Source organism: Haematobacter sp., from assembly GCF_032102465.1.
Lineage (GTDB): Bacteria > Pseudomonadota > Alphaproteobacteria > Rhodobacterales > Rhodobacteraceae > Haematobacter.
Genome location: NZ_DAMDHB010000032.1, coordinates 24,868 through 44,187, shown reverse-complemented (window position 1 = coordinate 44,187; position 19,320 = coordinate 24,868). Strand labels below are relative to the sequence as shown.

Annotated in this window: 12 protein-coding genes; 7 read left to right on the top strand and 5 right to left on the bottom strand. The window is 66.1% G+C overall.

What is annotated here, in order from left to right; genetic code table 11:
* Both RT513_RS16420 and cdd read right to left on the bottom strand, forming a co-directional pair.
* The coding region (locus RT513_RS16420) for a thymidine phosphorylase (RefSeq protein ID WP_313534154.1) at window positions 1–874 on the bottom strand (874 nt) is incomplete at its 3' end.
* Window positions 874–1,260, bottom strand: coding sequence for a cytidine deaminase (gene cdd, locus RT513_RS20860; RefSeq protein WP_349677690.1), 387 nt, complete (start codon window positions 1,258–1,260; stop codon window positions 874–876). The genes cdd and RT513_RS16420, both read right to left, overlap by 1 nt.
* A gap of 439 nt (window positions 1,261–1,699) precedes the next feature.
* Here cdd and RT513_RS16410 point away from each other — a divergent pair, with 439 nt between their 5' ends.
* From RT513_RS16410 to RT513_RS16390, 5 genes are all read left to right on the top strand, one after another.
* Window positions 1,700–3,979 (top strand): NADP-dependent malic enzyme, encoded by a 2,280-nt coding sequence (locus RT513_RS16410; RefSeq protein ID WP_088215799.1) that lies wholly within the window; start codon window positions 1,700–1,702, stop codon window positions 3,977–3,979.
* Window positions 3,980–4,043: 64 nt separating this feature from the next.
* Complete coding sequence (locus tag RT513_RS16405; protein WP_290690631.1) at window positions 4,044–5,933, top strand: propionyl-CoA synthetase; 1,890 nt, start codon at window positions 4,044–4,046, stop codon at window positions 5,931–5,933.
* A gap of 93 nt (window positions 5,934–6,026) precedes the next feature.
* On the top strand, window positions 6,027–7,535 hold the full coding sequence (locus tag RT513_RS16400; RefSeq protein ID WP_290690634.1) for an ATP-binding protein: 1,509 nt from the start codon (window positions 6,027–6,029) through the stop codon (window positions 7,533–7,535).
* Window positions 7,532–8,905 (top strand): sigma-54 dependent transcriptional regulator, encoded by a 1,374-nt coding sequence (locus tag RT513_RS16395; protein ID WP_290690637.1) that lies wholly within the window; start codon window positions 7,532–7,534, stop codon window positions 8,903–8,905. Before RT513_RS16400 ends, RT513_RS16395 begins: the two co-directional genes overlap by 4 nt.
* Before the next feature lie 86 nt (window positions 8,906–8,991).
* A complete protein-coding gene (locus RT513_RS16390; RefSeq protein WP_290690675.1) occupies window positions 8,992–9,624 on the top strand; it encodes an MT-A70 family methyltransferase in 633 nt (210 codons plus the stop codon).
* 1,280 nt (window positions 9,625–10,904) lie between these two features.
* Here the strand turns inward: RT513_RS16390 and RT513_RS16385 are convergent.
* Window positions 10,905–11,699: a BglII/BstYI family type II restriction endonuclease gene (locus RT513_RS16385; protein ID WP_290690640.1), complete on the bottom strand. Its 795-nt coding sequence runs from the start codon at window positions 11,697–11,699 to the stop codon at window positions 10,905–10,907.
* Window positions 11,696–13,468, bottom strand: coding sequence for an aspartate--tRNA ligase (gene aspS / locus RT513_RS16380; protein ID WP_290690642.1), 1,773 nt, complete (start codon window positions 13,466–13,468; stop codon window positions 11,696–11,698). Before aspS ends, RT513_RS16385 begins: the two co-directional genes overlap by 4 nt.
* Before the next feature lie 147 nt (window positions 13,469–13,615).
* Here aspS and RT513_RS16375 point away from each other — a divergent pair, with 147 nt between their 5' ends.
* Window positions 13,616–14,860 (top strand): SAM-dependent methyltransferase, encoded by a 1,245-nt coding sequence (locus tag RT513_RS16375; protein WP_290690644.1) that lies wholly within the window; start codon window positions 13,616–13,618, stop codon window positions 14,858–14,860.
* Window positions 14,861–14,862: 2 nt separating this feature from the next.
* Here RT513_RS16375 and RT513_RS16370 read toward each other — a convergent pair whose 3' ends face one another.
* Complete coding sequence (locus RT513_RS16370; RefSeq protein WP_290690647.1) at window positions 14,863–15,528, bottom strand: type II CAAX prenyl endopeptidase Rce1 family protein; 666 nt, start codon at window positions 15,526–15,528, stop codon at window positions 14,863–14,865.
* A 160-nt stretch (window positions 15,529–15,688) separates the two neighbouring features.
* Here RT513_RS16370 and carB point away from each other — a divergent pair, with 160 nt between their 5' ends.
* Window positions 15,689–19,018: a carbamoyl-phosphate synthase large subunit gene (gene carB / locus RT513_RS16365; RefSeq protein WP_290690650.1), complete on the top strand. Its 3,330-nt coding sequence runs from the start codon at window positions 15,689–15,691 to the stop codon at window positions 19,016–19,018.
* The last annotated feature ends 302 nt before the right edge of the window (window positions 19,019–19,320 follow it).

Below are 19,320 nucleotides of genomic sequence, written 5' to 3'. Positions count from 1 at the left end.
ACGGACTGGCGGCCAGCCCCGCCAGCACCAGCGCCTCCGCGCCGAGCGCCAGCGTCACCTCGCGGAGCGGACCCGGGCCGCCCTCCAGCACGGCCATTGCCTCCGCCACCTCCAGCGCATTGCCGAGCGCCGGGGCCAGCGGCTCCTCCATCCCGGTGAGGAGCGCGACCGTGGGGCACCCCGCGCCCACCGCCGTCTCCATCAGGGCGCGGGCAAGCGCTTCCGCCTCCGCCCGGGTCTTCATGAACGCGCCCGAGCCCGCCTTCACATCCAGAACCAGCCCGCCCAGCCCGGCGGCGAGCTTCTTGGACAGGATGGAAGCGGTGATGAGGTCGATGCTTTCCACCGTGCCGGTCACATCACGGATCGCGTAAAGCCGCCGGTCCGCAGGGGCGATATCAGGCGAGGCCGCGACAATCGCCGCGCCTTCCGCACGCACGATGCGGGCAAAGGCCGCGGGATCAAGCTCCGCTTGCCAGCCGGGAATGGCCTCCAGCTTGTCGAGCGTGCCGCCCGAATGGCCAAGGCCACGCCCGGAGATCATCGGCACGAAAGCCCCCGCCGCGGCCAGCAGCGGCGCCAGCACCAGCGATACGCAATCGCCGATCCCGCCGGTCGAATGCTTGTCGATCACCGGGCCGGGCAGGTCCCAGCGCAGCAACCGGCCCGAATCCCGCATCCCCTCCGTCAGTGCCACACGGCCCGCCGGGCCAAGGCCCCGCAGCAGCACGGCCATCGCAAAGGCCCCCGCCTGCGCATCGCCGACCTCTCCCGTGGCCAGCCCGGCGGCAAAGGCCGCCAGCGCCCCGTCCGGCATGGCCCGGCCATCCCGGACGGCGGCAATGACCCCCGCCGGGGAAAGCGGCGCGGGCATCAGGAGCGCAGCATGTAATCGACGCTGAACCCGCCCGGCAGCAGGTCACGGATGGTGGTCCGCAGCATCTCTCCCTGAGTGTTGTACATCACCACGGGCACGTCCGGATCGCCGAACTCCGCCAGCTTCTGCCGACACCCGCCGCAGGGCGGAACGGGATGGGGGCTGTCGGCGATCACCCCGACCTCGGCAATGCGCAGATCGCCGGCCGCGACCATGGCCGCGATGGCCCCGGCCTCCGCGCAGGTGCCCTCGGGATAGGCGGCATTCTCTACGTTGCAGCCCACATGGATCGCGCCCGAGGCACTGCGGATCGCCGCGCCCACCTTGAAGCCGGAATAGGGCACATAGGCATTCTCCCGCACCATCCGGGCGGCGTCCTTCAGGGAATCATCGGTGCCGTGCCCCTGCGGGCCGTGCCCTGCCTCCGGTGCGGCGGTGGCATCGGCCCTTTTTCCACGGCTTTTACCTGTTCCTCCTGCCGGGCCCTCCGGGTCGCCTTTCGCAGCGGCGGCTTCCGCATCCTCTGCGCCATCCTCAGGGCCGGTGCCTGCGGCTTTCGCCCCCTCCGCTTTCGCCCCCTCCGCCTTCGATCCGTCGGATTTGGACACACCGGCCTCCTTGCCATGGCCCCGCCGTTGGATGATGTGGTACTGCCTCGCGGGGTCTGAGGCGACTTTGCGGCGATCATTCCCGCGATGCAAGCGACCTGCCCACGAAACCCGCCCTTGAATCCGCCCGCCAAAGGGGGCAGTTTGGCCCGTGTCGCAGATAGTTCAGCATTAAACTAGATCCCCGCAAGCGGCAGAGGGCAGGAGAATCCAGATGGAGGAAACCCGGCAGGAGAACGCCCGGCAGGCAGCGCTCGACTACCACGAATTCCCGCAACCGGGAAAGCTGGAGGTTCGCGCCACCAAGCCGCTCGCCAATGGCCGCGACCTGTCGCGCGCCTATTCGCCGGGTGTGGCCGAAGCATGCCTGGAGATCAAGGCGGATGCCTCCACCGCGCGGCGCTACACCTCGCGCGGGAACCTCGTGGCAGTGGTCTCCAACGGGACGGCGGTGCTGGGGCTGGGCAATATCGGTGCGCTGGCCTCCAAGCCGGTGATGGAGGGCAAGGCGGTCCTCTTCAAGAAATTCGCCGGGATCGACTGTTTCGACATCGAGCTGGACGAGAAGGATCCGGTGAAGCTGGCGGAGATCGTCTGCGCGCTGGAACCCACCTTCGGCGCGATCAACCTTGAGGACATCAAGGCCCCCGACTGCTTCATCGTCGAAAAGCTCTGCCGGGAGCGGATGAACATTCCCGTCTTCCATGACGATCAGCACGGCACCGCCATCGTGGTGGGCGCCGCCGCGACCAATGCGCTGCTGGTGGCCGGCAAGAAGTTCGAAGACATCAAGCTCGTCTCCACCGGCGGCGGGGCGGCGGGCATCGCCTGCCTGAACATGCTGGTGAAGCTGGGCGTGAAGCGCGAGAACATCTGGCTTTGCGATCTCGCCGGTCTCGTCTATGAGGGCCGGGAGGAGGAGATGACGCCGCAGAAGGCGGAATTCGCCCAGCCCGGCGGGCCCCGCAGCCTTGCCGATGTGATCGAAGGGGCGGACATGTTCCTCGGCCTTTCCGGCCCCGGCGTGCTGACCCCGGAGATGGTGGCGAAGATGACCCCCGCCCCCATCGTGTTCGCGCTCGCCAACCCCACACCAGAGATCGCGCCCGATCTGGCCCGGTCGGTGGCCCCCGACGCGATCATCGCCACCGGCCGGTCGGACTTTCCGAACCAGGTCAACAACGTTCTCTGCTTCCCGTTCATCTTCCGGGGCGCGCTGGATGTCGGCGCGACCGAGATCAACGACGAGATGAAGCTCGCCTGTATCGAGGGCATCGCCGCCCTCGCCCGCGCCACCACCAGCGCGGAGGCCGCCGCCGCCTATTCCGGGGAGCGGATGAGCTTCGGGCGGGACTACCTGATCCCGAAGCCCTTCGATCCGCGGCTGATGGGCGTCATCGCCCCCGCCGTTGCGCGCGCCGCGATGGAAACCGGCGTCGCCACCCGCCCGGTGGCCGATATCGGCACCTACAAGCAGAAGCTCGACGGCTCCGTCTTCCGTTCCTCCCTCATCATGCGGCCGGTGTTCGAGGCCGCCTCCAGCGCCTCCCGCCGCATCGTGTTCGCGGAAGGCGAGGATGAGCGCGTGCTCCGCACCGCCAATGCGCTGCTGGAGGAAACCACCGACAAGCCGATCCTCATCGGACGGCCCGAGGTGGTGGAGACGCGGCTTGAGCGTGCCGGGCTGCCCATCCGTCCGGGCCGCGACTTCGAGGTGGTGAACCCGGAGAACGATCCCCGCTACCGCGATTACTGGGGCACCTATCATGAACTGATGCAGCGCGACGGCGTCACGCCGGACCTTGCCCGCGCGATCATGCGGACCAATACGACCGCCATCGCCGCGATCATGGTTTACCGCGAGGAGGCCGACAGCATGATCTGCGGCACCTTCGGGCAGTATCTGTGGCACCTGAAATACATCCGTCAGGTGCTCAGCCGCGACGGGCGGGTGCCGATCGGCGCCCTCTCGCTGATGATCCTTGAGGAAGGGCCGCTGTTCATCGCCGACACGCAGGTGAACCCGGAACCCACGCCCGAGCAGATCGCGGAGACGGTCATCGCCTCCGCCCGCCATGTCCGCCGCTTCGGCATGGTGCCGCAGATCGCCCTCTGCTCCCATTCGCAATTCGGCAACCTCGACACGTCGAGCGGCATACGGATGCGCAAGGCGATGGAGATCCTCGACGCGCGCAAACCCGATTTCGCCTATGAGGGGGAGATGCATGTCGATGCCGCGCTGGATCAATCGACCCGCGACCGGATCTTCCCCAACGCCCGCTTCCGGGGGCCGGCCAATGTGCTGGTGTTTGCCGATGCCGATGCGGCGAGCGGCATCCGCAACATCCTGAAGATGCGGGCCAACGGGCTGGAGGTGGGGCCGATCCTGATGGGCCTTGCCAACCGGGCGCATGTGGTGACGCCCTCCATCACCACGCGGGGGCTGCTCAACATCTCCGCCCTCGCCGGAACGCCCGTCGCGCAATACGGCTGACGCCCGTTGCGGAAGATGCGGGCGCGGCGGTAGTCTCCTTCCGAGAGAACGGGAGGAGACGGACATGGGATATGCGGAGGTTTATGCGGGCTGGCGGGACGACCCGGAAGGATTCTGGCTCGACGCTGCCCGCGCCGTGGACTGGGATCGCTCGCCCGCCCGCGCGCTCTCCGGCGAGGCGCCGTTCCATGAATGGTTCGCCGACGGACTGTCCAACACCTGCTGGAATGCGGTGGACCGGCATGTCGCGGCGGGCCGCGGCGATGACATCGCGCTGATCCACGAAAGCCCCGTGACCCATCTGCGCAAGGGCATCACCTTTGCCGAGCTTCAGGACAGGGTCGCGCGGCTTGCCGGTGCGCTGGCGGCGCGCGGTGTCGGCAAGGGCGACCGCGTCATCATCTACATGCCCATGGTGCCCGAGGCGGTGGAGGCGATGCTGGCCTGCGCCCGGATCGGCGCGATCCATTCCGTCGTGTTCGGGGGCTTCGCCGCCGCCGAGCTTGCCACCCGGATCGACGACTGCCAGCCCAAGGCCATCCTCGCCGCCTCCTGCGGGATCGAGCCGGGGCGGATCGTGCACTACAAACCCCTCCTGGACGGCGCCATCGACCTTGCCCGCCACAAGCCCGAGTTCTGCGTCATCCTCCAGCGGGAGCAGGAAATCGCCCGGCTGGTGGAGGGGCGGGACATCGCCTGGCATAGTTTCCAGTATGGGGCAGAGCCTGCGCCCTGCCTGCCGGTGGAAGGCAACCACCCGCTCTACATCCTCTATACGTCCGGGACGACCGGCCAGCCGAAGGGCGTGGTCCGCCATTCCGGCGGGCATATGGTGGCGCTTCTGTGGTCCATGCGGAACATCTATGACATCGGGCCGGGCGATGTGTTCTGGGCGGCCTCCGACGTGGGTTGGGTCGTGGGGCACAGCTACATCTGCTATGCCCCGCTGCTCGCCGGGGCGACGACCATCGTGTTCGAGGGCAAGCCCGTCGGCACGCCCGATGCCGGGGTTTACTGGAAGACGATCGCGGAAAACCGGGTGAAATGCATGTTCACCGCGCCGACCGCGATCCGCGCCATCCGGCGAGAGGATCCCGAAGGCCAGCTCATCGGGGACTACGACCTCCGCCGTTTCCGCGCCCTGTTCCTCGCCGGGGAGCGTGCCGACCCGGAAACGATCCGCTGGGCGCAGCATCACCTGCATGTGCCGGTCATCGACCACTGGTGGCAGACGGAGACCGGCTGGGCCATCGCGGCGAATCCGCTGGGGCTGGAGGAGTTGCCGGTGAAACCCGGCTCGCCCTCCGTGCCCATGCCCGGCTACGACCTGTGCATTCTGGATGAGGATGGCGAGCGGGTGCCGCAGGGGATGCTCGGCTCCGTCGCCATCCGCCTGCCCCTGCCGCCGGGCGCGCTCCCGACGCTCTGGAATGCGCCCGAGCGTTTCCAGAAGGCCTATCTCAGCCGCTACCCCGGCTATTACGAGACAGGCGATGCCGGATTGGTGGACGAGGACGGCTATCTCTACGTCATGGCCCGCACCGACGATGTGATCAACGTCGCGGGCCACCGCCTCTCCACCGGCGCGATGGAGGAAGTGCTGGCCAGCCACCCGGACGTGGCGGAATGCGCGGTGATCGGCGCGTCGGACGAGATGAAGGGACAGATACCGCTGGGCTTTCTCGTGCTGAAGAAGGGCACCCGAACCCCCGAGGAGCAGATCGTGCAGGAGTGCGTCGCCCTCGTGCGGGAGCGGATCGGCCCGGTCGCCGCCTTTCGCCGCGCCGTCGTGGTGAACCGCCTGCCCAAGACACGCTCGGGCAAGATCCTCCGGGCCACGATGGTGAAGATCGCGGATGGAGAGCAGGTGAAGGCCCCCGCGACGATCGACGACCCCGTGGTGCTGGACGAAATCGCGTCCGCACTCCAGGGTGTGGGACATGCAAACGCCTGAAGCGGCGCACAGCTTCTCTTTACCGACTGTTCACCGACAGGGTGTATCTTCGGTTCCGGGCAGCCAGAACGGCGTTCTACGAGAGGGTTGAGGATGACGGAACTGGCGCCGGGGTCTGATGCGCGGGGGGAGCGGGCCTCCCGCCTGTCGCTGCTGGGGCATGACCTCCGCGCGGCCATGTCGGACATCATCGGTGCGCTCCGCCTTATCGACCAGTCAGGGCTCGATCCCGCGACGCGCCTCCAACTCGAGCGCATCCGCGCGGCCGGCGAAGGCATGGCGCTGCTGCTGGAGGAGGGACTGAGCCTCCTGCCGGGGGAGGATGGTTCGACCGATGTCCATCCGACGAACATCCGCTTCGCCCGCCTGCTCTACGATCTGGAGATGCGCTGGTCCGGGCGGGCGCAGGAACACGGGCTGACGTTCGAGCTTCGGGTCGGGGACGATCTGCCTGAAACCATCGGGCTGGAGCGGATATCGCTGGAGCGGATCCTCTCCAACATCCTCAGCAATGCGATCAAATATACCGATCAGGGCGGCGTGACGATGGATGTCTCCCGCCTTGCCGACGATACGATCCGCTTCCGGGTGGAGGATACCGGCCCCGGCTTTTCCAGCGAGGCGCTGGCGCGTCTCTTCCGCTATCAGGGTCGGGGGGACCGCCGGAAACCCGGCACCGGTCTCGGCCTGCACATCACGCGTGAGATGGCCGACCGGCTGGGCGCGGAGGTGGAGGTCCGCAACCGGGAGGACGGCGGCGGTGTCGTGACCCTGCTGTTGCCGCGCGGCAGCTGGGCCACGCTCACGCCGGAACCGGTTCAGACAGCGCAGTTGCCGGACCTTGCGGGGCGTCACGTCCTGCTGGCGGAGGACAGCGCCACCAACCAGATGCTCGTCTCGCGGATGCTGGAGACGATGGGGGCGACGGTCACCCTCGCCTCCGACGGGATTGAGGCGCTCGACCTGCTCGATCAGCGCCCCTTCGACCTCGCGCTCATAGACATCGAAATGCCCCGTCTCACCGGCATAGAAGTGATCCGCGCCCTGCGTGCCATGCCCGATGCGCGGGGGCGGACGCCGGTTCTCGCCGTCACGGCCTATGTCCTGCGGGGCAATCGGCGGGCGATCTACGCCGCGGGGGCGGACCGTATCCTGGCGAAACCGATCAGCGGGCTGGACATCTTCGCTCAGGCCATCAGCGAGGTGCTTCTCCCCGGTGGCGTGCCTCCTCCCGCCGAGCCCCGCGATGAGCCTTTTGACCGCGAAAGGTTTGAGCAGCTGCTGGAGATCGCCGGACCGGAGGGGCGACGGGAGCTTCTGACGCGTCTCAATGCGGACCTGCGCGGCGTGGAGCGGGGGCTGGTCACCGGGCTCGCCGACGACAATCCGATGGAAATCCGCACCCATAGCCATGTGCTCATCGCCCTTGCCGGTGCTGTCGGGGCCGAAGGCCTGCAACGCCGGGCGGAGAAGCTCAATCGTGCGGCACATTTGAGCGATGCTGCAGTTATCGCCCTGCAAGGAAAAGAAGTTCTCGACCAGCTCGACGTGTTGATCCATGCTTTGGCCAACGAAGCCCAGTTGTCCGGGGTATCGCTGTGAATGACTGTTCCCCGAAGACTGGCGCGCCGGTCCTGCTGATCGAAGACACGCCCTCCCTGCGTCTGGTCTATGAATCGGCGCTGAAAAATGCCGGTCTCCCTGTGCTTTCGGTGGCCACCGCGGCGGAGGGGCTGCGCGCCTTCCGCAGCAGCGGCCCCTGTGCCGTTCTGCTGGATCTCATGCTCCCCGACCGGGAGGGGATAGATCTCCTGGCCGAGTTGCGGGTGCTCCGCGCAGAAACGCCGGTCATCGTCATCACCGCCAACGGCTCCGTCAACAAGGCGGTCGAGGCCATGCGGGCGGGGGCGACAGATTTTCTCGTGAAGCCCTTTGATGCGCAGCGGCTGCTCTCCGCCATCGAAAACCTGCATATCCCGCTCCCCGCCACATCCGACAGCAATGCACCGCCCGGCGAGTTCATCGGCTCCTCCCCTGCGATGCGGCAGATTTACCAGATGATCCGTGCCGTCGCCCCTTCGACCGCGACGGTGTTCATCACCGGCGAAAGCGGGACGGGCAAGGAACTGGCGGCGATGGCGATTCACGAAGGCTCGCGCCGCGCGGGGGGGCCGTTCATCGCGCTGAACTGTGGCGCGATCCCGCCGGACCTGCTTGAATCGGAGGTGTTCGGCCATCTTCGCGGCTCCTTTACCGGGGCGCTTTCCGATCGGGCCGGAGCCGCGGCCGCGGCCGACGGGGGCACGCTGTTTCTTGACGAAATCTGCGAGATGGATCTCGCGCTGCAGACCAAGCTGCTCCGGTTTCTTCAGACATCCACCATTCAGCCGGTCGGGGCATCCCGCCCGCGCAAGGTCAATGTCCGCATCCTCTGCGCCACCAACCGCGATCCGCTGGAAGCCGTACGTCAGGGTCGTTTCCGAGAGGATCTCTACTACCGCCTGCACGTGATCCCCCTTCATATGCCGCCGCTGCGTGAACGGGAGCAGGATATCGCGGAAATCGCGGGCACCCTGCTGCAACGCCTGTCGCGGGAGGAGGGACGCAGCTTCACGGCCCTCGACGAGGATGTGCTGCGGATATTCCGTGCCTCGCCCTGGCCCGGGAATGTGCGGCAACTCCTCAACGTGATGCGCAATATCGTCGTGCTGCATGACGGGCCCGTCGTCACTGCCCGCATGCTGCCGCAGGGGTTCAACGATGCTCCGAACACCGTTTCAGAGCCGCTGCGGCGCGACGCGCTCGAAGCGCTTGCCGATTGCACATTGGCGGAGGCCGAGCGGATGGTGATCGAGGCCGCCATCTTCCGCCACGGCGGCTCCATACCCAAGGCGGCGCGCGCGCTCGATGTCTCGCCCTCAACGCTCTACCGAAAGATCGAACTGTGGGGAAAACCGTTCCGCGTCGGTTGATCCCCTGCGCTGGTTCGCATAATGTTCACGCCTCGCCGGAAGGATTCCGGTTGCCGAAGCAGGGACGGATCATCAATATGCTGGACATGTCGCGCGATCCCTCACAAGACCTTCGGAACTTCCTTGGCGAGCAACGCTTTTCCTGCGTTCTGGCCGATCCGCCCTGGCGTTTTGCCAACCGCACCGGAAAGGTGGCGCCGGAGCATCGGCGCCTCTCCCGCTATCCCACGCTGACGCTTGAGGATATTTGCTCGCTTCCGGTGGCCGACCACCTCGAAGACCGTGCGCATTGCTACCTCTGGGTGCCCAACGCTCTGCTGCCCGACGGGCTTCAGGTGCTTCAGGCCTGGGGTTTCGAATACAAATCGAACCTCATCTGGCACAAGGAGCGCAAGGACGGCGGTTCCGACGGACGGGGTGTGGGCTTCTATTTCCGCAACGTCACGGAAGTGATCCTGTTCGGGACGCGCGGCAAGAATGCCCGGACGCTTGCCGCAGGGCGGCGGCAGGTCAATTTTCTTTCCACGCGCAAGCGCGAGCACTCGCGCAAGCCCGATGAGCAATACGAGCTGATCGAGAACTGCTCCTGGGGCCCTTATCTGGAGCTTTTCGGGCGGGGTGTGCGGCCTGGCTGGACGGTCTGGGGCAATCAGGCCACGGAGGATTACAAGCCGGACTGGGCAACCTACGCCTACAACTCCTCCCTCGCGGCGGAGTAACCGGCGCCCCTCTTAACCCCGCAATTGCCTTCCCTGATGCAGCCCTCAGGGGGCAATCGGCGGCAGGGGAAATGTTCCCAATCTGCTCGTCGCGCTGCAGGGATGTGTCGCTGAGAAATAGCGACAGGGACGGCAGCGCGCAGGGTCCCTAGCGCATTGGACCTTGCGATTCCGCATCCTCCTTGACGGCATCCGGTCAGCGGCCGTCAGGCCGGGAGCCTGCGGAGTGGAAGGCCGCTTCGGCACATTCCCCTCAACACCCCTGCAATCAGACCGAAGCCGGTCCAGCGCCTCTGGAGCTTCCGCCCCGATTTTCGTCCCCACGGCTTCCCGATGTCTTCTGCGGTGACACGGGGCCCTGCGTCCTGAACGGCAAAACCTTGAGGACCAGGACCGCCGGTTGATGACATTCGAGGACCTGCGGCCCGTGATGCGAGGATCAACTGCGGAATCGTCGCCGGAGACGCAGCGGGAATTGGACGGTCAGACCCCTTGTCGTCCGCGCCCCTCATCCCCCTTAAAAGGCTGCTGGAAAAGGGCATTCAGGTCTGCGTTGGAGCGGAATCGTTCGCACTCCAGCTAGATCCAGCCGGAAATCTCCCGTTCAGGGTCATTTCGACACCGATTACCCCGATTTTCCAAAGCATCGGCATGACGCTTCAGAACTTTTTCATCAGCTTGTTGGTGCCGCTGGGCGGCGCGCTTTCCGGGCAGGACAGCGTCGCCTCATGGTTCTTCGGACTTCTCCTACTGCCCACCCCGTCACAGCCCCTATCGCGGTGAGAAACATGGCCCCGCCGGATATGTTCTCTCCCGGCTATCCGGGGCAATCGATCCCTCGCCACGCAAACACCATAATCCCACTAGAGCATCCGGTGCGGAGACGCGAAATCGCGGTCATCCGCAAGGATACAGTCACGCGATCCGGGTCTGTGGTCCGCCGACCGGCCTCCGACATGATGGCCCGCCGAACCGCGCCCGTTCAGACGCGATCGCGCGAGGGGTCTGGCGGCCTGCCAAGAAAGCCGGGCATCGGCCCCAATCTACGTCGAAAACCGGAAACCGGTCCGGTCAGGAGCAAAACCCGCGGTTGCCGGGACAACCTCCGGCCACGTGGGAAGACCTCCGCCTCAGGGCAGCTTTTTGGCCTGTGTTGGAGCGGAAATCGTTCGCAATCTGACGGAATCCAGCCGGAAATCCATATACTCTCGCGCGTTTCCGGGCCGATTTTCCGATTTCCGGCACATAGTTATGATCTTCAGGACTTTTTGAGGGGCCTGCTAGAGGTCCAGCCCATGTTGCAGCAGCGCCTCGCGGCTGTCGGCTTTCTGGGTGGTAACGGGGCGCACCACGCTTGCGGGCAGGCCGATCAGCAGCAGCGGACAGGGATTGCCCACGCCGCGCGCCACGCGGTCGGAGAGCTTGGACCAATGCGTCGTCGCGGGCCCGTATTTGTCGGCCACGAAGATCCGCGCGAAGGCCTCGCCAAAGGGCGTTCCCGCCCGAACGGCCCGCGCGACGAGCGCGCTCTGCCGGTCCGTCCGCCGCTTCATCCCGTGCTCGACCAGCGCCGCCGGATCCTCGATCCGGTTGGCGGAGAGATAGCTGCGCACGATGCCCGGCAACGCGGCCTGCAGGCTGCGGCCCCGCGTCACGATGATGCCGACGGAGATGACCGATTGGGCATGCAGCCGGTGAAAGTTCTCAAGATCACGGTCGAAGAAGGGATCCTTGTTGTTCCACTCGATCTCCAGCGCCAGCGTGCCTGCTCCGGCCAGCCGCACGTGGTCTATCTCATGGCTGGTCCCGTCGCCCAGCGGCTTGCCGTCCAGCGTCGTCTGGATGCGGAAGTTGTGCTTGCGCCAGCCGCATTCGTCCAGATGCCGCCGCATCCGCTGGGTGGAGGGCGCCTCCCCCCCGCCGCTGGCGATCAGTTCGCCGGGGTCGAGCCGGACGTTCAGCAGCGCTTCGATGAGTTCGGAGGTCTCTCGGGGGAAATCCACGCCGAGGATCGCTTCGGCGTGGTTGCGGGCCATCACATCGAAGCCCGCCTTGCGGAGGGCGGCGATACTCACTCCTTGGGCACCACCCTGAGACGCAGCTCCCGGAGCTGGGTCGGTGTCGGGTCGGAGGGCGCATTCATCATCAGGTCTTCGGCCCGCTGGTTCATCGGGAACATGATGACCTCGCGGATGTTCTGCTCATCCGCCAGAAGCATCACGATCCGGTCGATCCCCGCGGCACAGCCACCGTGGGGCGGCGCGCCGTAGTGGAACGCCTTGACCATGCCGCCGAAGCGCTTCTCCACCTCGTCCCGGCCATAGCCCGCAATCTCGAAGGCCTTGAACATGATCTCCGGCTCGTGGTTGCGGATACCGCCGGAGATGAGTTCATAGCCGTTGCAGGCAAGGTCATACTGATAGGCGTGGACGGCCAGCGGATCGCCCTGAAGCGCCTCCATCCCGCCCTGCGGCATGGAGAACGGGTTGTGGGAGAAGTCGATCCCGCCCTCGTCCGTCTTCTCGTACATCGGGAAATCGACGATCCAGGCGAATTCGAACCGGTCGGTCCGGGTCAGCCCCAGTTCGCGCCCGATCTCGTTGCGGGCCTTGCCGGCGACGGCCTCGAACGCTTCCGGCTTGCCGCCGAGGAAGAAGGCCGCATCGCCCGCCTTCAGGCCGAGTTGCAGGCGGATGGCTTCCGTCCGCTCCGGCCCGATGTTCTTGGCGATGGGACCGGCGCCCACGATGGCCTCGCCTTCCTCACGCCAGAAGATGTAGCCCATGCCGGGCAGACCTTCCTTCTGCACGAAGGCGTTCATCCGGTCGCAGAAGGCGCGGCTGCCGCCCGTGGGGGCGGGAATCGCACGGATCTGCGTCCCCTCGTTCTCCAGCAGCTTGGCGAAGATGCCAAAGCCGGAGCCGGCGAAATGCTCGGAGACGATTTCCATGCGGATCGGGTTGCGCAGGTCGGGCTTGTCGGAACCATACCACAGCAGCGCGTCGCGATAGGCGATGCGCGGCCAGTCGCCGGACACGTGACGACCGTTGCCGAATTCCTCGAACAGCCCCTGGATGACAGGTTGCACGGCGGCGAACACGTCCTCCTGCTCCACGAAGGACATCTCCATGTCGAGCTGATAGAAGTCGGTCGGGCTGCGGTCGGCGCGCGGATCCTCGTCGCGGAAGCAGGGCGCGATCTGGAAGTAGCGGTCGAAGCCCGCCACCATGATGAGCTGCTTGAACTGCTGCGGCGCCTGAGGCAGCGCATAGAACTTGCCCGGATGCAGCCGCGACGGCACCAGAAAGTCGCGCGCGCCCTCAGGGCTGGACGCGGTGATGATCGGCGTCTGGAATTCGTTGAAGCCCTGCGCCCACATCTTCTGCCGGATCCAGCGCACCACGTTGGAGCGGAGCATCATGTTGGCGTGGAGCCCCTCGCGCCGCAGGTCGAGGAACCGGTAGGTGAGGCGGGTCTCCTCCGGGTAGTCCTGCTCGCCGAAGACCGGCAGCGGCAGTTCGTCCGACGGGCCGAGCACTTCCATGTCGATGGCATAGACCTCGATCTCGCCCGTCGGGATCTTGGGGTTCACGAGACTCGCGTCCCGTTCCTTCACGCGCCCGTCGATGCGGATCACGTATTCCGCACGGACCTTTTCCAGCGCGGCAAAGGCGGGGCTGTCGCCATCGGCGATCACCTGGGTGATGCCGTAGTGATCCCGCAGATCGATGAACAGAACTCCGCCGTGATCGCGCACCCGGTGCACCCAACCGGAGAGACGGACCTCGGCTCCCGCATCGGCGCGGGTCAGCTGGCCGCAGGTATGGCTGCGATAGACGTGCATGACGATCCCCTTCGGAGGCGTTCGGAAAGTGGCGTCGATACACCCCGAGCGGCTCTCGAAGTCAAGTGACGCCGCGCCACCTTATCTGGACAGAACGGAAAAACGGGGCGTAACGTAGTTCTGATTATACGTGAAGAGGGTGACACGATGTGGAACAGGCTTCTCGACCGGATGATCCGATCCCTCATGAAGGAGGGCACCGCGATCATCCATATGCCGGATGGCAGCGTAAACCGCTATGGCGACGGCACAGGAACGCCCGTCACAATCCGCCTTGCAGACCCTGCGCTGCCGCGCAAGATCCTGTCGTCCTTCGATCTCGCCATCGGCGAGGCCTATGTGGACGGTCGCCTCACCATAGATGACGACGACCTATATGGCTTCCTCACGCTGGGGATTCGCAATGCGGCAATTGCGCACAGGCATTTTTCCCTGCTGGATCGCTTCCGCCGCCTGCTGCGCCGGGTGGAGACATTCAACCCCATAGGGCGGGCGCAGGCGAATGTGGCGCATCACTACGATCTGTCGGAGGAGCTTTACTCGCTGTTTCTCGATGCCGACCGCCAGTATTCCTGCGCCTATTTCCGCTCGCTGGACGATACGCTGGAACAGGCGCAGATCCAGAAGAAGGCCCATATCGCCCGCAAGCTGCTGCTCCGGCCCGGCATGCGGGTGCTGGATATCGGCTGCGGCTGGGGCGGGATGGCGCTGACCCTGGCGCGGGACTATGGCGCGCGCGTCGTGGGTGTCACGCTCTCGCAGGAGCAGCACAAGGTCGCGACGGAGCGGGCCCGCGCGGCGGGGCTAGAGGGGCAGGTGGAGTTCCGGCTGACCGATTACCGCAACGTGGCCGAGAAGTTCGACCGGGTGGTCTCCGTCGGCATGTTCGAGCATGTCGGCCTGCCGCATTACCGCGAGTATTTCCGGCATGTGAACAACTTCCTGACCGATGACGGGGTGGCGCTGATCCACACGATCGGCCGCACCGATCCGCCCGGCACCACCAGCCGCTGGGTGACGAAATACATCTTCCCGGGCGGTTCCATTCCGGCCATGTCGGAAACCATGGCGGCGGTGGAGAAGGAGAACCTCTACCCCACCGATGTGGAAGTCTGGCGGCTGCATTACGCAGAAACGCTGCGCCATTGGCACGAACGCTTTCTGGTCAACATGGACCGGGTGCGGGAAATCTATGACGAGCGGTTCTGCCGGATGTGGCGCTTCTACCTGATCGGCTCCGAGCTGACCTTCCGCTACAATCACCAGTGCGTTTTCCAGTTCCAGCTCGCCCGCCGTCAGGAAGCCGTCCCCTTGACGCGGGATTATCTTTACGGGGCGAATGCCCCTGCCCTGCCCGTTCGCAATCCACCGGTGGAACAGCACGGGCCGTGATCTCAGAACGGGCGGATCACCGCGCCCGAATAGAAATACCGCCCGAGCCCCAGCGCGAACAGCAACAGCCCGGCGGCGGCGTGCATGAGCACCGCCGTGCCGAATCCCCCGCCGCGCTTGTAGCCGTAGGCAAAGGCGATGCCGCCCAGGAACGTCACCGCAACCGCGACCCAGTTCCAGTAAAGCAGGTGCGCCCAGGCAAAGACCGCCGCATTGAGAAGCATCCCCCATGTGCCGCGCGGCAGAAGCGGCCGGTAGCGGCGGAAGTAGAGCGCGCGGAACAGCACCTCCTGCGGCAGCGCCGAGAGCAGCGGATAGAAGATCGTGATTGCCAGCATCAGGCCGGGCTGGCGGAGGGGAAGCTGCAGGAAACTGCCCGGCGTCAGCCAGAACACGAATGCCGTCAGCACGAGCGCCGACAGCAGGAGAAAGACCGCGACCAGCCGCAGGTCCACCCGGCCCCGCAGAAGTTCCCGCCAGCGGAACCCCGGCGTGACATGCAGGAGCGCGACACCGCCGATCATCAGGGCGAACAGCATGGGAAAGAGCAGCCGCGGTGTCACGGCCAGCGCGAAGACCAGCGGAACCGCCAGATAGAAGCACAGGAACTCCGCCCGGAGGGCCCGGAGCGGCCTTGCTCCGGCGGTGTGGAACTGGGGATCGGACATGGCGCGGACCTGTTTTGCTCCCCTCTCCATCACCCGCGAAGCATTTCAGTTCCATGACCGCTTTGGCCCGCTTCGCGCCCGGCCCTGTCGCGCAAGGGGTTGCGCCCGGTCCGGCGCCGACTATAACGCCGACAATTTGCGCAGCCGTGGGGTCCCGATCATGCCGAAAAGAACCGACATCCAGTCGATCATGATCATCGGGGCAGGCCCCATCATCATCGGTCAGGCCTGCGAGTTCGATTACTCGGGCGTTCAGGCGTGCAAGGCGCTGCGCGAGGAAGGTTACCGGGTCATCCTGGTGAACTCCAACCCCGCCACGATCATGACCGACCCGGAGATGGCCGACGCCACCTATATCGAGCCGATCACACCCGAGGTTGTCGCCCGCATCATCGAGAAGGAACGCCCCGACGCGCTCCTGCCCACGATGGGCGGACAGACCGGCCTGAACACCGCGCTGGCGCTTGCCGACATGGGTGTGCTGGAGAAATTCAACGTCGAGCTGATCGGCGCGAACCGTGAAGCCATTGAAATGGCGGAGGATCGCAAGCTGTTCCGCGAGGCGATGGACCGGATCGGGCTGGAGAATCCCAAGGCCACAATCGTTGCGGCGCCCAAGCTTCCGAACGGCAGATACGACATCAACACCGGCGTGCGGCAGGCGCTGGACGATCTGGAACACATCGGCCTGCCCGCGATCATCCGGCCCGCCTTCACCCTGGGCGGCACGGGCGGCGGCGTGGCCTACAACCGTGACGATTACGAGGCCATCGTGCGCTCCGGCCTGGAAGCCTCGCCGGTCGCGCAGGTGCTGGTGGACGAGAGCCTGCTTGGCTGGAAAGAGTATGAGATGGAGGTGGTCCGCGACAAGGCGGACAACGCGATCATCGTCTGCTCCATCGAGAACATCGACCCGATGGGCGTCCACACGGGCGATTCGGTCACCGTCGCCCCGGCCCTCACGCTGACCGACAAGGAATACCAGATCATGCGCAACGGCTCGATCGCCGTTCTGCGCGAGATCGGGGTGGAAACCGGCGGCTCCAACGTGCAATGGGCGATCAACCCCGCCGACGGGCGCATGGTGGTGATCGAGATGAACCCGCGGGTGTCGCGGTCCTCGGCGCTGGCGTCGAAGGCCACGGGCTTCCCCATCGCCAAGATCGCGGCGAAGCTGGCGGTCGGCTATACGCTGGACGAGCTGGACAACGACATCACCAAGGTCACGCCCGCCTCCTTCGAGCCGACCATCGACTATGTCGTCACCAAGATCCCGCGCTTCGCCTTCGAGAAATTCCCCGGCTCAAAACCCGAACTGACGACCGCGATGAAATCGGTGGGTGAGGTCATGGCCATCGGCCGGACGATCCACGAATCGCTGCAGAAGGCACTGGCCTCCATGGAAACCGGCCTCACCGGTTTCGACGAGATCACGATCCCCGACGCGCCGGAGAAGGCCGCGATCATCAAGGCGATCTCCGCCCGCACACCCGACCGGCTCCGCCTCATCGCGCAGGCCATGCGCCACGGGCTTTCGGACGGCGAGATCCAGGACGCCACCGCCTTCGACCCGTGGTTCCTGGCCCGCATCCGGGAGATCGTCGAGGCGGAGGCCGAGATCCTCGCCTCCGGCCTGCCTGCGACGGAGGCGGCGATGCGGCGGGCGAAGATGCTCGGCTTCACCGACGCGCGCCTCGCCCGGCTGACCGGCAAGATGGAGAGCGAGATCCGCAAGGCGCGCCGCGCCCTCGGCGTCATGCCGGTGTTCAAGCGCATCGACACCTGCGGCGCCGAGTTCGAGGCCCAGACCCCCTACATGTACTCCACCTACGAGATGCCCGTGATGGGCGAGGTGGAGGATGAGGCCCGTCCCTCCGACCGGAAAAAGGTGGTGATCCTCGGCGGCGGCCCGAACCGGATCGGTCAGGGCATCGAGTTCGACTACTGCTGCTGCCATGCCTGTTTCGCGCTGACGAAGGCCGGGTACGAGACCATCATGGTCAACTGCAACCCGGAGACGGTCTCCACCGACTACGACACTTCCGACCGGCTGTATTTCGAGCCGCTGACCCTGGAGCATGTGCTGGAAATCCTGCGGGTGGAGCAGGAGAACGGCACGCTGCACGGGGTGATTGTGCAGTTCGGCGGGCAGACGCCGCTCAAACTGGCCAACGCGCTTTATGAGGAAGGCATCCCGATCCTCGGCACCACGCCGGATGCTATCGACCTTGCCGAAGACCGGGAGCGGTTCCAGAAGCTCCTGAACGAGCTCGGCCTCCGGCAGCCGGTCAACGGCATTGCGTCCAGCCGGGAACAGGCGTTCGAGATCGCGCATCGCGTGGGCTACCCGCTGGTGATCCGCCCCTCCTACGTGCTGGGCGGCCGTGCGATGGAGATCGTGCGCGACGACGCCCATCTCGACCGCTACATCCGTGAAGCGGTGCAGGTGTCGGGCAAAAACCCGGTGCTGCTGGACAGCTATCTCTCCGGCGCGATCGAGGTGGATGTCGATGCGCTCTGCGACGGGACGGATGTCCATGTCTGCGGGATCATGCAGCATATCGAGGAAGCGGGCGTCCATTCGGGCGATTCCGCCTGCTCGCTCCCGCCCTATTCGCTGGATGCGGAGACGGTGGCTGAGCTGAAGCAGCAGACCGTGATGATGGCGAAGGGGCTGAACGTCGTCGGGCTGATGAACGTGCAGTTCGCCATCAAGGACGGCGAAATCTACGTGCTGGAGGTGAACCCGCGCGCCTCGCGGACCGTGCCCTTCGTGGCCAAGGCCACCGATTCGGCCATCGCCTCCATCGCCGCGCGGATAATGGCGGGGGAGAAGCTCACCGCCTTCCCGATGCGCGCGGCCTACCCCGAAGGCGTGGGGCCAGACGATCCGCTGCCGCTCGCCGACCCCATGACGCTGGCCGATCCGCTGACGCCTTGGTTCTCCGTCAAGGAGGTGGTGCTGCCATTCGCCCGCTTCCCCGGCGTGGACACCCTGCTCGGCCCGGAGATGCGCTCCACCGGCGAGGTGATGGGCTGGGACCGCGACTTCCCCCGCGCCTTCCTGAAGGCGCAGCTCGGCGCGGGCACGGTGCTGCCGACCGAGGGGCGCGTGTTCATCTCCATCAAGGATGCCGACAAGACGGCGGAGATGGCGGAGGCGGCGCGCGATCTTGCCGCACTCGGCTTCACGCTGGTGGCGACGGGCGGCACGCGCGCGTTTCTGGAGACGCATGGCGTCGTGTCGGAACTGGCCCGCAAGGTCTATGAGGGCCGCCCGAACATCGCCGACGACCTGAAGAACGGCCGTATCGCGCTGGTGTTCAACACGACGGAAGGGGCACAGTCCATCGCCGACAGCCGCGACATCCGGCGGGTCGCGCTTTACGACAAGATCCCCTATTTCACCACCGCCGCCGGCGCCATCGCCGCCGTGTCCGCGATGAAATCCCGCCTGCAGGGGGAGTTGACGGTCCGCTCGCTCCAATGACCCGGAAAGCCCCGCCTCGGCGGGGCTTTTTCATGGCGGTCGGCGGGTGGATGCGCTGCCACCCATAGCGCGCTGCCGTCCGAAAGATCACGCATCGACGGCGAGAGGGTTGGCTGCTCAGCCGTCACGGGCGTGGTGCGGCTCTTACAGGGAGCCTGTCCCCTTCGCGCCGGGTCACCTGAACAGCCCCGCCAACGCTCCAAAACCCACGCTCCAAAACAACGGATCAGCAAAGCCGCACCGCCGCGAAAGCTGCCTCCAGCAAGGACCGACCTGTCCGCCGACGCCCGCCAGAAATCGCC